The organism is Roseibacillus persicicus (assembly GCF_014651675.1).
Lineage (GTDB): Bacteria > Verrucomicrobiota > Verrucomicrobiia > Verrucomicrobiales > Akkermansiaceae > Roseibacillus > Roseibacillus persicicus.
In genome coordinates, this window is the sequence record NZ_BMXI01000001.1 from 432,303 (window position 1) to 446,849 (window position 14,547).

Annotated in this window: 9 protein-coding genes; 7 read left to right on the forward strand and 2 right to left on the reverse strand. The window is 53.5% G+C overall.

Annotated features, from left to right (window positions below; genetic code table 11):
- The first annotated feature begins 129 nt into the window (after positions 1–129).
- On the forward strand, positions 130–3,735 hold the full coding sequence (locus IE099_RS01635; RefSeq protein ID WP_189566738.1) for a hypothetical protein: 3,606 nt from the start codon (positions 130–132) through the stop codon (positions 3,733–3,735).
- 41 nt (positions 3,736–3,776) lie between these two features.
- Positions 3,777–4,550, forward strand: a complete 774-nt coding sequence (locus IE099_RS01640) for a hypothetical protein (RefSeq protein ID WP_189566741.1) — start codon at positions 3,777–3,779, stop codon at positions 4,548–4,550.
- 284 nt (positions 4,551–4,834) lie between these two features.
- Here the strand turns inward: IE099_RS01640 and IE099_RS01645 are convergent, their stop codons facing one another.
- Positions 4,835–6,001, reverse strand: coding sequence for a S16 family serine protease (locus IE099_RS01645; RefSeq protein WP_189566743.1), 1,167 nt, complete (start codon positions 5,999–6,001; stop codon positions 4,835–4,837).
- A 129-nt stretch (positions 6,002–6,130) separates the two neighbouring features.
- Between IE099_RS01645 and IE099_RS01650 the strand changes: the two genes are divergently transcribed.
- Complete coding sequence (locus IE099_RS01650) at positions 6,131–7,924, forward strand: DUF5060 domain-containing protein (RefSeq protein ID WP_189566745.1); 1,794 nt, start codon at positions 6,131–6,133, stop codon at positions 7,922–7,924.
- A 119-nt stretch (positions 7,925–8,043) separates the two neighbouring features.
- Here IE099_RS01650 and IE099_RS01655 read toward each other — a convergent pair whose 3' ends face one another.
- Positions 8,044–9,474, reverse strand: a complete 1,431-nt coding sequence (locus IE099_RS01655) for a sulfatase family protein (protein ID WP_189566747.1) — start codon at positions 9,472–9,474, stop codon at positions 8,044–8,046.
- A gap of 206 nt (positions 9,475–9,680) precedes the next feature.
- On the opposite strand from IE099_RS01655, the gene IE099_RS01660 reads away from it, so the two are divergent.
- The 4 genes from IE099_RS01660 (at position 9,681) to IE099_RS01675 (ending at position 14,227) form a co-directional block, all read left to right on the forward strand.
- Positions 9,681–9,953, forward strand: a complete 273-nt coding sequence (locus tag IE099_RS01660; protein ID WP_189566749.1) for a hypothetical protein — start codon at positions 9,681–9,683, stop codon at positions 9,951–9,953.
- A 563-nt stretch (positions 9,954–10,516) separates the two neighbouring features.
- Positions 10,517–11,281, forward strand: a complete 765-nt coding sequence (locus IE099_RS01665; protein WP_189566752.1) for a hypothetical protein — start codon at positions 10,517–10,519, stop codon at positions 11,279–11,281.
- A 690-nt stretch (positions 11,282–11,971) separates the two neighbouring features.
- The gene (locus IE099_RS01670; protein WP_189566753.1) at positions 11,972–13,444 is read left to right on the forward strand and encodes a hypothetical protein; all 1,473 of its coding nucleotides are present in this window, start codon (positions 11,972–11,974) and stop codon (positions 13,442–13,444) included.
- Between the two features lie 54 nt (positions 13,445–13,498).
- Positions 13,499–14,227: a hypothetical protein gene (locus tag IE099_RS01675; RefSeq protein WP_189566756.1), complete on the forward strand. Its 729-nt coding sequence runs from the start codon at positions 13,499–13,501 to the stop codon at positions 14,225–14,227.
- The last annotated feature ends 320 nt before the right edge of the window (positions 14,228–14,547 follow it).

Genomic DNA, 14,547 nt, shown 5'->3' on the forward strand with positions numbered 1-14,547 from the left:
GGACATGACCCCTTACCTGCGCATGTAAATACATCCGCTTGACACCTTAGGACGAAAATGAAACCCAACTTTTCTAGGAACCAGCATAAAGCCTTCAGGTCAGGTTTTTCCCTCATCGTAACGATCAGTATGATGATTCTACTGTCTCTCGTCGCAGTGGGACTCCTGTCGCTCTCCTCGGTATCAATCCGTTCTGCGAATTTGGACCATGCCAATCAAGAAGCCCGAGCGAACGCACGCTTGGCGCTGATACAGGCGATTGCTGCTCTACAAAAGCATGCCGGACCCGACCAGCGGGCAACGGCGACGAGTGGGGTTCTCGATGGGAATGTTGGTCAGGGGCAATGGGTCGGAGTTTGGAGCACGCAGAACGAGGATTCGCTCCCATTCTGGCTGGTGAGTGGAAATGAACTGGCGGCGGTGGACGATCTTTCGTCTTTGAACTCCTATCCCGCGAACTTCAAGACTCCGGACAGTCAAAGCGGAAGTCATTTTGCCATCTTCTCCGAGACCGAGAATTCGAAGGAGGTGGAAGTCCCCTTCGTATCCGTCACCGATTCGCTTTCAGAAAGATCGGGGCGTTACGCCTGGTGGGTTTCTGACGAAGGAACCAAGGCGCGCATCGATATCGAAGCACCCGAAGAGGAGCGAGTCACCAACTCCCAGCGAGTCGCTCGCTCGCAGTTGGCGCAGGAAGCAAACCTCGCGAGGATCTCCAAGGACTTCGAGGCCTTTTTAGGTTCGGATAGCGAGAGGGATGTCGAAACGCTGGTGAGTCTGGCGACCGCTGACTTGGCGCTGGCGCAGACCGGGGAGGGAAAACCTCTAAGCAGCCGATATGGGCACGACTTGACCGTGGGAGGATATGGTCTTCCCGTCAATGTGGTCGACGGCGGGATGAAGTCCGACCTTTCCGTCGCCTTCGACAGTTCTCAACAGAGCAATCTCGCCATGGTGCGCGAAGTCATGGGGGCTTCGCCAGCCAGGAAGAACACCGAGCGGGGTGACGGAAAGAGCTTCTACCCCATGTCTCGGGTCTCTTCTCCGGAAAAATTCTACTTGGACCAGCGATTGACCGAGATCTCGGGAAAGGACGTGGGTCCCAATTGGGGAATTCTCTATAACTACGGTCGCTTGTGGGAAAACGTCTCCGCCGAGTCCATCGGCGTGTCGCATCTCTATCCCAAGCTCGAAATCAATGGCGCCGAGCGCGATTGGGCTCCCTACACAAACTTCAATGAAGGGAACTGGCGGAGAGATATCCAGCACATCAACTCGGGGGCCGCGCCGGTACTGTGTATGATGCAGATGGGAGTTCGTTTGAAGGCTCGCAGGGATGGCGTCATCGAAGACTCCACACGGCCCGTGCCTGCCTACCGGTTGCAGCTTCAACTGAAGCCGGTGTTGGGATTTTGGAATCCTTACAATGTGAAACTTCAGCCGCAGACGATTTCGGTGAAGTGGTATGTTTACCCCAACATCCGGCTCGGAGCGGACACTCCCAGTTTGCCGGGCTATGGCGAAGGCGGGACAACTGGCAGAAGATGGTATCGCACAAACATCTGGTTGCGGGAATTGTGGGCTTCCGGAGGAACAAGTCTGACTCGGTTCAATCTACGCATACAGAATGCTGAATTCCAACCCGGTGAAATCCGTTACTTTTCAATCGAAGATGATGAAGAGCTGATTACAAAACCGCCCTCGGGTGTCAACTGGGGCTCCCCTACCGAAACCAAGCATTACACCCTCAGCCCGGGTTGGCATGACGATGGAGGCTTCACCTTCGATTTGGTCTTTCCCGCTGTCTCGGGCGCAACCCAGAGGCCCTTTCAGACTCCTGGCCAACCGTTCCGGGTTCCCGCTGGCTCCGATGTTCATCACGGATACGCCTACCTCGACGATTCGGTTTTGGGAGCGACCAGAGACCACTTTACAGAACTCTCCGACCCCGGGCGAACTTCTTGTGGTATTGAGATCAATATGGCGGGCAACAACGTCGGCCCAAGACTCACCGACATCTGGCTGCCGCAAAACCTTCCGGAGGGAAAACTCAAATACAGTCTCCCCGAAGTGGTGATTGGCGGATATGCGCGCGGAATCGGAAACGAACAGATTCCCATCGAGCGACTCGAAAGAACTCCCTCGCACATTTCCACTTGGAGAATTGTTGCCCGGACGGCGGCCGATGCCATCGATGCCGAAGCCGGGGCGGGAAGTCAGAAGATTCGGGGCTGGATCGATACCAACCCACGCTATGCAGCCATGAACTCGAGGTGGGATGGTTCTCGTATCGTCGGCTCCAAGCAGGATGGCTTGCACTTCGCTTCTCCCTATCTCGGTGAGACCTATGGCGACTCTTACGATGGTGGTCCTGGCGGTCGCGGCAAAGTCGCCGAGGGCCGTAATCAACGCGGCGTGGAACCGGAAGTGGATAACACCAGAGGCCGCTATCAAGGCTTCGGAGGGAATTCAACTTCCTCCTTCGGAGGCTCCACCCACGTTCCTCTTTTTGATATCCCCAGAGGCCCGCTGGTCTCGCTAGGGCAATTTCAACATGCCCAGCTTTCCCGCTACGGTTATGAACCGAGTTTCCCGTTTGGTAATTCCCACGCCAATATTCGGATTCCTCTCGGCCAGCGCACAGTAGCCAACTTTGCGGATATCCCGAACTTTACGATGTCTGATATCTCCTACGCCGTGAACGAAGCGATCTGGGATGGAAATTTCTTTTCTACGATCGGGGTGGACTACGACGGTGGTGGCTCGACCCTCGATTCCGTATTCCCGCCCGACGAGTTGGCAAAGGGGACCCGGAAGCTCACCAATCACCGCCACCGTTTTATCCCGCTGAAGAGCGGTGAAGGTCTTGATGATCTGATTAAGGATGCCGGCAGTGATGGAGCGAGAGCGATTGCTTCCCGCATTGCCATCGATGGAGCCTTCAATGTGAACTCCACTTCGAAGGAAGCTTGGAAAGCGATTTTTTCGAGTATGGAGAATTTCGAATTCCCTGTAATTGACGAGAGTGGCGATGTCTCTTGGGAAAAGGAGGGCGGAATTCGCTTCCCCCGGTTTGGCCATGTGATGCAGGAAGGCGGATGGTCAGCGGGAGACGGGAGCAATTCCTCAAGCTTTTGGAAAGGCTATCGACGCTTGAGCGAGAACGATTTGGATGACCTCGCTGCTTCGATGGTAGAAGAAGTCCAAGAGCGGGGTCCATTCCGCTCCTTGGCCGAATTTGTCAATCGTGACCCCGAGAGTTCGCAATCCGCTCATCAGAGCCGTGGCGCGCTCCAGGCAGCTCTCGACAAATCCGCCAACGCCGACCTCGTTGATTCCGTGGGTGACGAAGTGGATGGCTTGCAAGGAGACTTGTTCCAAAATGAAGTTCTCGGTATCGGCTCTAACAGCATTGGAAAGAAGACCTCGGAACTCACTTCTGGTGGTTTCGCGGGTTACATCATGCAAGGAGACGTCCTCCAGAGTCTCGCTCCCCTGTTGCAAGTGCGCTCTGACTACTTCCGCGTTCGCGCTGCTGGCCAATCACTCGACAAAAGCGGAAAGGTTCTGGTCACCGCCGTTTGTGAAGCCTTTGTCCAACGGACTGCCGAGTTTGTTAATCCAACCGACGAACCCCACCTGAGACCGGATGAGATGTCCAAGGAGGAAAACAAAAACTTCGGACGTCGTTTTCGCGTCGTTTCTTTCCGTTGGCTGAGTCCGAGCGAAGTTTAAGTCTGAATCAAATCCGCAAAATCATTCCCCCCTCCAAAACAATGCTAACAAAGCTACTCGCCCTATCTGCCCTTTTCTATCTCGCAGCCGACCCCGCAACCGCACAACAGCCCTCCAAGTCTATCGAAACGGAGTTGCTAACCCTTGCCTTCAACGGGGTCGTCAAAGACCTCTACTACCTGCATGGAAAAGAGGTCCGGGAGATGGAGGCATCCTCCTTGTCCTTGGCGGGTCCAATCTATTACAAAGGCCCGCGGGCTCTCCGCTTTTACAAGACTGAGGCGGAGGCCTTGAGGTCATTGGAAGAAACCGAGAACGCTCCCAAGCCGGTGCTCTCCACCTTCATCGCCGAAAAGACAAACCGCACGCTCTTGCTTTTCGTCTTTGCCGACAAAAAAGATAAAACTCCGAAATTGAAAACCTATGGCGTCAGCGATTCCGACCTTTCGGAAGCGGACTACAAGATTTTCAACTTTTCGAAGCAGAACCTTTATCTCAATTTCAATGATAAGAAGGTGGCCGTCCGCGCGGGTGAGGATCGGAATGTTCGCACTCCGGAGTGGAAGCGTGAAGTGCAGGATATGAACGTCCTCTTCGGGGCCAAATTGAATGGGAGCAAAGAGGTCCAGCGCGTCTACTCTTCAGTGTGGGCTCATCGACCCGAGCGGAGAAACTTCATCTTTATTTTTGATAGTGGTGACCGCAATCGTCCCCTTGGAATCTATCGCTACTACGATGTTCCTTCGGTAGCAGCACGCAAGAACGACCCCTCCGGCGGTGATGCCCCCGAAGGGATCGACAAAGCCCTCGAGTGAACTGCCATTGAGGGGCGAGGAACTAGGAATTCGCTCCAAAGGAGGGAACTCTAACAGAAGCGGTCGACACTGCTTGAGTTGAATCAATCTTTCTTCAGTCTGCGGCACCTTCGATAGCAAAGAGACAACTTCACTCCAAGTGACACTCTTTCAGTTTGGCTTTGCCGGAACCGGCATCAACACAGCTCAAGAAGGTTTCGTCACCTCGGTCGTTTCTCGCGGGTGCAACCGTCACCGTCCCAGAACCCTCCTCATGGAGACGGAATGATTGCTGAACTGCTCTCTTACTCGAGCATCAGTTCTTCACGAATCTCCTGATCGTTGAGGAGATTTTCCCGCTCGGCAACCACGGTCTCAACCATTTGGTTGAACTTTTCAACCTGTCCCCTGCTAATTTGAGAACGGCCACGAAGCTGTTTCACATAGTTGGCCACATCGCTGTAGGAATCCGAATAGTCCAGCGTCCGGGGGTCCAGCATGGGACGCATGTTGGCGATATCATTTGCCAGTCGGAAGAGCACGTTGTCATTGCCCTTCGATTCCAGGAATGAGCCATCCTGCAACATGGCGGAAAGACTTCCGGCAGCCTGTTCGATCTTGGTCAAAGAGCCAGGCAAGGAGAGCTGACTCGGTGCCTTGCCTACGCTTTCAAGATAAAGGAGGCGGGCGGAAACGTGATTGGGTGCCAACTGAACGATGTTCCGCAGCTTTTCACGGACCTTTTGGTTTTTCAAAAAGGCTTCATCTTTCTTGAGAGCCCCTTGGACGAGCTCGAACTCGTCGATGGCAGTCTGCATGTCTTCATCTCTTTCCTCCATCGCAATGGCCCGGGCTTGCTCGAAATCAGAAATGGTAAAGAGCTGAATCTCGTAAAGCGGCTTGATGCCATCGATGAGCAAAAGGTCTTGGAATGACGATTTGTTCGCTTCGGGCGCGGCCAGCAGCTCGCATCCTTTTTTAATCGCTCCACTGATCTTGCCGGTCAGTCCTCCGATGGAGCGGACCTCTCCGGTTGCGGTCATGTCTCCCGTCGCAGCGAATCCTGAATCAATGACATCACCCGAAATGATGGATTCACACAGGAGAGCCGACACGACCGCTGCGGATGGACCGTCTTTGGGTGAATACTTGTCAGCAAAGGCCAGCTCCACCTTCACCCCCTCGGGCAAATCGTCACCATGGCGAACGGACATGAATTTGGCGACCTCACTGGTCGCCGATTCCATCATCTCCCCGACTTCCTGATTGAAGGAAACCTCAAAGCCCGTGCCGCTGCCTTTGACCACAGTTCCGTTCATCTGGGAAGCGGTCCCCGCATGAGAGCCATCTCCAAGCTCCACGACCAAGAGCCCCTTGATCATGGCCTGCCGCAGGGCGGGCTCTTCAGCCACCGCCACCTGAAACAAACTCCCCGTCAACAGGCAAACAAGTAACTGAACAGATCCTTTCATAGACAACTTTCACTATCCATCTAACTGACCATTTGGCCAGCCTATTCAGGCAAAGCCATCTGGTTTCGCCCCGCTCGACTTTCTCCACGGCAGATTTCACAAACTCCTCCCGACATACATCTCCCTCTCATGCATCGCATTCTCCTTCCTCAGCTATTGGCAGTCTTGACGCTCTCAGCCGAACCGGTGATCACAGGCGAGCTGAAGCAATGGCACAAAGTGAGTCTCACCTTCGAAGGCCCCGTGAGCGCTGAAACCGCCGAGCCAAACCCCTTCAGTGACTACCGCCTCAACGTCACCTTTCGGTCAGGTGAACGAAGCCTCATTGTTCCGGGATATTTCGCTGCGGATGGCGATGCCGCAAATTCTTCCGCGTCCGAGGGAAACAAATGGCGGGTTCACTTCTCGCCTCCTTCGACTGGCGAATGGTCATGGAGTGCGTCCTTTCGGACGGGGGAAAACATCGCCGTTTCCGAAGCAGCCGAAGAGGGATCGGCAATTTCGTTCGATGGCCAAAAGGGGAGCTTCACCGTCACCGAGAGCGACAAAACCGCACCTGACTTCCGTGCGCTAGGACGCCTCGTCTACGACGGAACTCGTTACCCGAAGACCCTCGGGAACAACCAAATCTTTCTCAAGGCCGGGGCAGACGCACCGGAAAATTTTCTCTCCTATACTGACTTCGACGGCGATTTTGCCACTGACGGAATCAAAGACCATTTGGTTAAAACCTGGGAACCCCACGTTCGCGACTGGAACGAAGGCGACCCCGTTTGGCAGGGAGAAAAAGGCAAAGGCATGATCGGTGCCCTCAACTACCTTTCCTCAAAAGGACTCAATGCCTTCTCCTTCCTGACTATGAATATTGAGGGCGACGATGCCAACGTCTTCCCCTATCTTGACCAGCAGCAACTCGATCGCTTCGATATCTCGCGGCTCGCGCAGTGGGAGATCGTCTTCAGTCATGCCACTGCCAAAGGACTCTTTCTGCACTTCAAAACTCAGGAAACCGAGAACGAGCTTCTCCTCGATAAGGGAGATACAGGCCCTCTTCGCAAACTCTATTACCGCGAACTAATTGCCCGCTTCTCCCATCACCCCGCTCTCAATTGGAACATGGGGGAAGAAAATGGGCGCTGGAAAAACAAACCCGAGAAGCCCTATCAGACCACCGCCCAGCGGCTCGCTATGGGTCGCTATTTCGAGAAACACGATCCCTATCAACACCCCATCGTGATTCACAACGGACAATGGTTCGACGACGTCTACGGGCCGGACTCCCCCTACTGCGGAGCCTCATTGCAAACCGGACAAGCTGATTTCAAGAACGTCCACCGCTCTACGAAGGGAATCCTCGAAGCCAGCGCCAAAAAGGGAAAACAATGGATGGTCGCCTGCGACGAACCGGGTGACGCCCAGCACTCCCTGGTACCCGACAAAGTGGATCCAGACCACGACCACGCCCGCCAAAATGCCCTCTGGGGGAACTACCTTGCTGGCGGCTGGGGCGTGGAATGGTACTTCGGCTACAAGCACGCCCATTCGGATCTAACCTGCCAAGACTACCGAAGCCGCGACCTCATGTGGGACCAATGTCGACATGCGCTTGAGTTCTTTCGCTCTCAGCAACTCCCCCTTGGCAAAATGAAAAATCACAACAGCCTGCTCTCTCACAAGGAGGCGTTTTGTCTAGCACAGCCCGGACGGCACTACCTCATCCTTCTCAAAGACGCTTCCCAAGAGACTCTCCTCGACCTCGCCAAACACGAGGCAGAATACGAGGTCCGGTGGTTCAATCCTAGACAAGGCGGTAACTTCCAAAAAGGCACGCAACCTCTCATCGCCGGAAACAACCAACAAGACATCGGATTCCCTCCAAACGAACGGGATAAGGACTGGGTCGTCTTCGTGAGTCGCAAGTAACCGCCTTCAAGAGGATTCGCCCGTCTCTGCGACTACGTGCGGATCTCCGACCAGAATACTCACGTTCTCCAAACTGCTTTCGCAAGCCACTGAAGAATTAACTCCAGAGCATCGTTAGACTACTTTCGGAGGTAGTCCTCGCCATTGAGACTACGAATCACCGAACGCATCCACCCGCTCAACTCAGCTTTCATTCGTTCGACTCGCTGCGCATGCATCGGCTTCTGGGACAAATCAGTCGTCTCCATGGGGTCATCAACCAGATTGTATAACTCGAATTTCTTGCCATCGATGCGGTGCAGCTTCCATGGCCAGTCATTCCATGCGGCATGCCCTGTTGCCGTGTCTTCCGGGAATTGGGGAAACTCGTCAACGTCTTTGCGCATCCGGTGAGCATTGTGGGGCGTCTCTAGCCCATGCTGCTGCTTTTCCATAATGTCTTTCAGAATTCGATCACTCCAAGTGGCTTCTCCGGATTGAAGGTCGTGCCAGAACCCGATCGGTTGACTCCGCTCTTCCTCTTTCCCAGTAATGATCGAACTGAGATCGATTCCATCGAGCGGATGCGGGGCCATTGACTCCACCCCGGCCAGCGCGAGTAGCGTCGGATAGAGATCGGAGGTTGAGGCCGGAACCTCGGTGCGCCCCCGAAGCTGGCGCTTCGGCCATTCCAAAATCGCAGGGACACGAAGCCCTCCCTCATAGATGCTGCCCTTTTTCCCGCGTCCCCCCGAGGTCTCTCGGACGAGCCCTCCATTGTCACCGCAGTAAAATAGAATCGTGTTGTCCGCAATTCCCACACTACGAAGTTCCTGACGCAGGCGCCCGACTTGCTGATCAAGCAAGGTGATCTCGCGGAAATATCCCGCATTCTTCTGGCCATCATACAGACCCGGACCATCGGGAACTTCGTGGTGAGGATCATGGGGAGAGGGAAACCATGCCACTACGAACATCGGCCTATCACTGTCTTTGTGCTTTTTCAAAAAGGCAATGGTATCGTCAATCAACAGAACAGAGCCCTTGCCCTTACGATGTTCGATCGTTCCCATTCTGCTCAAATACGGGTCATTGTCGAAAAAGTTGAGCCCAATCACCCACTCCTGAAAACCCATTCCGCTAGGATTGCAAGGCGAGTCTGCCTGCCCCGATCCAAGGTGCACCTTTCCAAAAATACCGGTAACATATCCAGCGGCAGAAAGGGTTTCGCCAATCGTCTGCTCGTGCGGTCGCATGTAGCGCCCATGGTTGGTTACCTTCGTGCGAATTGGACTGCGCCCGGTCATGACGCTGGCACGGGTCGGCGAACCAACGGGAGCTCCGGCATAGAACCGATCGAATACAAAGCCGCTCCGGGCCAAGGCATCCAAGTGCGGCGTCTCCACGAACGGGTGACCGTTATACCCGGTATCCCCCCAGCCATGATCGTCCGCCATCACCAGAATGATATTTGGCCGCTTGGTGAAAAGGCTCGACTCACCTGCGGCCAATAGACTGCCTGCGACCAATGCGCTCACGATGATCGTGAGAAGTGGGATTCGCTTTTTCATCAACCCGACTTACGCCTCCTCCTAACAGACACTTTCAGATGAAGACCGTTGCCTATGTGAAAGCCTGAAAACTCCGAGGACATCTCGAAGAACCGTTCGGTCGCGAGTCAATTTTCTGAGCAAGGGCAACTTTTTCCCAGAAAAATACCCGCCTCCTCTCTCGAAAGAATTCTTGAGTCCGTCGGCGAAAAAAACCAACAAAGAGCATGCACATTGGACAAAAGGTAGTTTGCGTGGACGACCAGAATTTTCTCGCTCCACAGCTCATGAGCGAATTCCCCAAGAAGGGCGTCATCTACACCATTCGAGGCTCCTTTCCCGCCATCGACAAATACGGGGAAACCAAGAACATTCTACTCGAAGAACTCAATAACCCGATTGCAAACAACGGACTGGAGCACGGCTTCAATCAAAAGCGATTCCGCGAGCTGCAAAAAGACGAGACAAAGCTTTCGAAATCAGAGGAAGCAACTCTCTAAGTCGCCAGCTGAGAATGAGAGCCTGAGCCGGTTCCATTTCCCCGGGACACGGTTTGCGATGGGAGCGCGCGCTCCAAACGGAAGGTCCAACCGGTTGTTCTCTTATCTTATTTCTAACAGCCTGGGTTCACTTTCTTCTTCAAAGGGATTTCAGTGGTGCTCCTGAGTTCACGAACGAACCCAAACGCACTCACGAAGGCTATCAGGAGTGCCAAGACAGGCCCCCTCACCTCTCGGCGCGCACAGACAACTGCTCATCAAACGGAGACCAGAAGAAGCTCCCAGCTCTTAACCAAGTGCCGGCTCGCTATTGCCGCGCGCCCCTGCTCTTTTCCCCTCTCGAAAGACATCGCCTTCTCATCCCTCTTGGATCTTTTTCCATAGCACGCCCGACCTCAAAGGACTGATGCAGAGCTCGAAGTTCAAAAATTGTACAATTGCAAAAACGTTGCGCAACAGTGACAAAATCATTGAAGTGACACGGGAATTGCGAATCTGAAGGTCAATACTCGATGTTTTACCAGTCGATCGCAACTAAACATAAACACCAAAAACTAAATATAATGAAACGTTTAATAGTCACAATGTCGGTTGCCATGAGTGCGGTGAGTGTTGCTGCTGTTGTAGAATCTTTCGACTATCCTGTCACTGGACCCGTTGCAGGCCAAAGCGGAGGAACCGGCTTATCTGGCTCTTGGAGCTTGACCACGATTGGATCTACGGAAGTGAAGGCCGGCAATACATACACTGACTCCTTGGGAGCATCCCTTCTCGTTTCAGGTGGAAGCGCCGACCTGATCACCGACAACACCACAGCGAGATTGTCCAGAAGCCTGGAGACTCCATATACCTCTGGTATCGTTTATGGCTCAATTTTGATCAATCACTTCGTGGAAACGAGTTCCTTGGACGCAGGATTCGCCGTGGGCAATGTGGGTCTCTATTGGCGTGGCTGGTCGAGCAATTGGGTCTTGGGCGAGGGCGGCAACAACTTCAGCACCGTCCCGAAGCCAGCTGAAGGCGACGTTGACCTCATGGTTTTCGCGATTGATATCGATAATGATACATTGAGTGTTTGGAAAAATCCTGATCTTGGTATTGAGGATACTCCTGACTACACAACCTCCATCGATCCGGTGACGAGCATCGATTCCCTTGAGATTTGGCAGCAAGGTGCGGACGAGAACAATCATCCTCAGCAGACCGTGCTCTTTGATGAATTCAGGCTCGGAACGTCCTTTGCTGAGGTCACACCAATTCCTGAACCAACTACCGCATTACTGGGATTTGTAGGACTGTTGACGTGCTTCTCTCGAAGAAGAAAGTAACTGCGGCCTAAGAATTTCTCTAAGATCGGCATCCACAAAGGGTGCCGATTTTTTTTGCCTGCGGAGCTCACCTATCCTGAGTGAAAACGCGGGCGAGAAAGATAGACCTGAAGCCTGCTGCCTACCTTCGACACGAGATGAGAAAACAAATTTTTCCAGTCAGACTCGACCCTTTTTCCACCCTTGGAAAACCCGAATTCGTGAAATTGACTCATGAAAATTATGAGGGTTTTTACTAGGAACCAATAATCAAAACCTCCTCATCTCTACGATAAACCAAAACCCCTTCATCCGGGCAACACCGGAGATATACAATTCCTGTAATCCTTTGATTTTGGTTGGAGTTCCAACAGACGAGAGCAATCATCCCAGTTGGAGTAGAAGTGTTTCCTTGGGGAGCCCTCGAACTGCCGATGGAAAAAATTCAGCCGCGAACACTCTCTGACTATGAACTGTTTACCACTGCAATCGCCTTCACGTCTTCACGCCACAAAAAAGAGCTCGCCAAAAGGTTTCATCATCTTTGACGCGACTCTAAACAGCATCAACACCAAAAATATCGAAGCCGTTTCCAGTCACATCTTCAGGTCATCCATTCGGCTAAATCCAAGTTAAACAAACACAATCACCCAATCGAAAAGAGACAACTTTCGAACTATCGGAATCAATAAACAATCATCACACCTCACAATGAAAAATATAATTCATATTTTCCTATTATCTTTAGCGCTTTCGGGCACTTCCGCCCGCGCGGAATTAATGGCATACTATGGTAGCGGGACGGAAGTGGATGCGGCCGCGCTCCTCAACCTCGCTCCCACAATCGCCAATGTAACCGTCTCCGATCTATCTGATCTCGGAGCCCAGACCGGGGACACCGAGCGAATCACCCGCCCTGCATTTTCCACCGACACTCCAGCAGGTCCCACTGCCAACAGCGCGGTCGGTTCAGAATGGTTTGAGGCCCGGAGTACCGAGAACCAGGGCGACCCCGGCACAACCGACAACTATTTCTTCTTCACCGCCACAGCCGCAGACGGCTTCTTGATTGATCTGACTTCTTTGAAATACGACTTCTGGGTCTCGGATGCAGGAGGAGGAGCGACAACAGCGGCGGCGGAGGGTTTCGTCTCAGTCAATGGAGGAGAGTTCGTTTCTTTTGGCTCCATCACTGCCACCGATAATCTTGGGATGGGCGTTTCGGCACCTGTTGCCTCGGCCGATCTGGACCTGAGCTCCATCAAAGGCGCCCAGTCGGTCGAGATTCGAATTGGGATTGGCTACTCGGAGGGCAACGCCTTTAGCATCTCAGGATTTATGCAAGGGATCCAACTCGATGGCGCGATTGTTCCCAACACCTTTCCCCTCGTCATCACGCAAAATGAGACGAATCCCGCCAACTATGACTTCGTTTGGGAAAGTAAGGACGGCTTCCTCTACGACTTGGTGAGCAGTACCGACCTTGCGTCACCGATCAGCACTTGGGCCGTTTGGGAAGGCAATGAGGACATCGATGGCACCGCACCCGAAAACAGTTTGAGCAATATCCCGGGGGGATCTGACTCAAAGCGATTCTTCGCGATGGTTGAGAAGACTCCCCCTCCCTTGCTCGAAGAAGACTTTGACTTGGATGATGGCGGCTTCACCGCTCCCCTGATTGCCGGAGTCACCGAAGGCACTCTCTGGGAATGGGGCACCGCAGATTCTGACAACTCCTTTGGAGTCTCTGTTAGCGGCAGCTGCTGGGCTGTTGGTCTTGGTTCTTGGGATGGAGGGAATGGCGATGCTGGTTTCTACGATATCTCGAATGCCAGCAATGCAACGACCACCTACCTACGCTCCACCCCGATAGATCTTAGTGGCATTGCGGGCGCGGAACTGAGCTTCTCGGAAGCCATCGATGCGGAGGACGGCGATGTAGCGGAAGTCTATCTAATTGACGCCAATGATGCCATCATCGGGGAAGGTCCCATCCACACCGCGACTCTATCCGGCATGTCTACCAGCTACTCATGGGCAGCTGCCAACGGAGGAACCCCGATTGCTCTTCCCGCTGCAGCCATGGAGCAAACAGTGCGCATTGAATGGCGCTTCACAGGTTCGGGCACCGACTACCTTGGCTGGTATATTGACGACGTGGTCGTGAGACAAACAACCCCTTGAACCCAAACTTTCTCCTAGGAAAACCTAACACCTAAACGAATAATGAGATTAGCAATGAAGAACCAAACCAAATTCGCACTGCTGGTAGCGACCACCGCCTTCACCGGCACGAGTGTCAATGCTGCTGTGCTCGCACAATATAATGATGGAACGGACGAAGACGCCGCCGCGCTCCTCAACCTCGCCACCACCGTCGGGATCACAGTATCAGACTTGTCTGATGTAGGAGCCCAAACTGGAGACTCCGCTAGGATTACCCGCCCAGGCTTTAGCACCCCCACTCCAGCAGGTCCGGCTGCCGGCAGCGCGGCAGGTTCGGAGTGGCTCGAAGCCAGAAGTACAGAAAATCAGGGTTCCCCAAGTTCCACCGACAACTACTTCTTCTTCACCGTCAATGCCGACCCAGGTACCACAATTAATCTGACTTCCCTGAAGTATGATTTCTGGCTCTCGGATGCGGGCGGAGGTGCCGCTACGGCTTCAGCAGAGGGTTTTATTTCCGTGGATGGCGGAGCATTCATTTCCATTGGCAGCATTACTGCGACCGACACTCTCGGAGCCGGTGTGGCTGCTCCCGTAGCACCGGCGAATTTCGATTTGAGTTCCATTACTGGTGTTGAGTCGCTCGAAGTTCGCATTGGCATTGGCTACTCCCAGGGGAACTCAACCGGCACAAGCGGCTTTGTGCAAGGGATTCAACTTGACGGCTCGGTTATCCCCGAGCCATCGACAACGCTGCTCGGTTTGGTTTCGGCCATTGGCCTACTTCGCCGCCGTCGCTAAAGAAGCGCTTCTAGACGACTATCGCTCGCCCCACGCCTTCGCCCCTCCTGGTGCGGAGGCGTTTTTTTTCTGACTGTTAGGCGCGACGATTTTTTTAAGTCTATGCCAATTTTTCATTTAGTCGAACAGCAAGACGCTTTTGCCGCAACAGTTTCGACAAGGGCATTCCACTGGAAACGAGGCTCAATCATCGCTCATTCCATCCAAACAGGAGGACTGATCAAAACTAATGGGATTCTATAGAATGAAAGCGAATTGAATGGATAGGACTTCCCTTGAAAGGATTCGGCTCGATTTCTCGTGAGAACTACGGCTAGGTA

Bases quoted from the DNA above. Each gene is read 5' to 3' on its own strand.
- IE099_RS01650 (WP_189566745.1), top strand. From the start codon at position 6,131: ATGCATCGCATTCTCCTTCCTCAGCTATTGGCAGTCTTGACGCTCTCA.
- IE099_RS01635 (WP_189566738.1), top strand. From the start codon at position 130: ATGATGATTCTACTGTCTCTCGTCGCAGTGGGACTCCTGTCGCTCTCC.
- IE099_RS01655 (WP_189566747.1), bottom strand. From the start codon at position 9,474: ATGAAAAAGCGAATCCCACTTCTCACGATCATCGTGAGCGCATTGGTC.
- IE099_RS01645 (WP_189566743.1), bottom strand. From the start codon at position 6,001: ATGAAAGGATCTGTTCAGTTACTTGTTTGCCTGTTGACGGGGAGTTTG.
- IE099_RS01665 (WP_189566752.1), top strand. From the start codon at position 10,517: ATGAAACGTTTAATAGTCACAATGTCGGTTGCCATGAGTGCGGTGAGT.
- IE099_RS01670 (WP_189566753.1), top strand. From the start codon at position 11,972: ATGAAAAATATAATTCATATTTTCCTATTATCTTTAGCGCTTTCGGGC.
- IE099_RS01675 (WP_189566756.1), top strand. From the start codon at position 13,499: ATGAAGAACCAAACCAAATTCGCACTGCTGGTAGCGACCACCGCCTTC.
- IE099_RS01660 (WP_189566749.1), top strand. From the start codon at position 9,681: ATGCACATTGGACAAAAGGTAGTTTGCGTGGACGACCAGAATTTTCTC.
- IE099_RS01640 (WP_189566741.1), top strand. From the start codon at position 3,777: ATGCTAACAAAGCTACTCGCCCTATCTGCCCTTTTCTATCTCGCAGCC.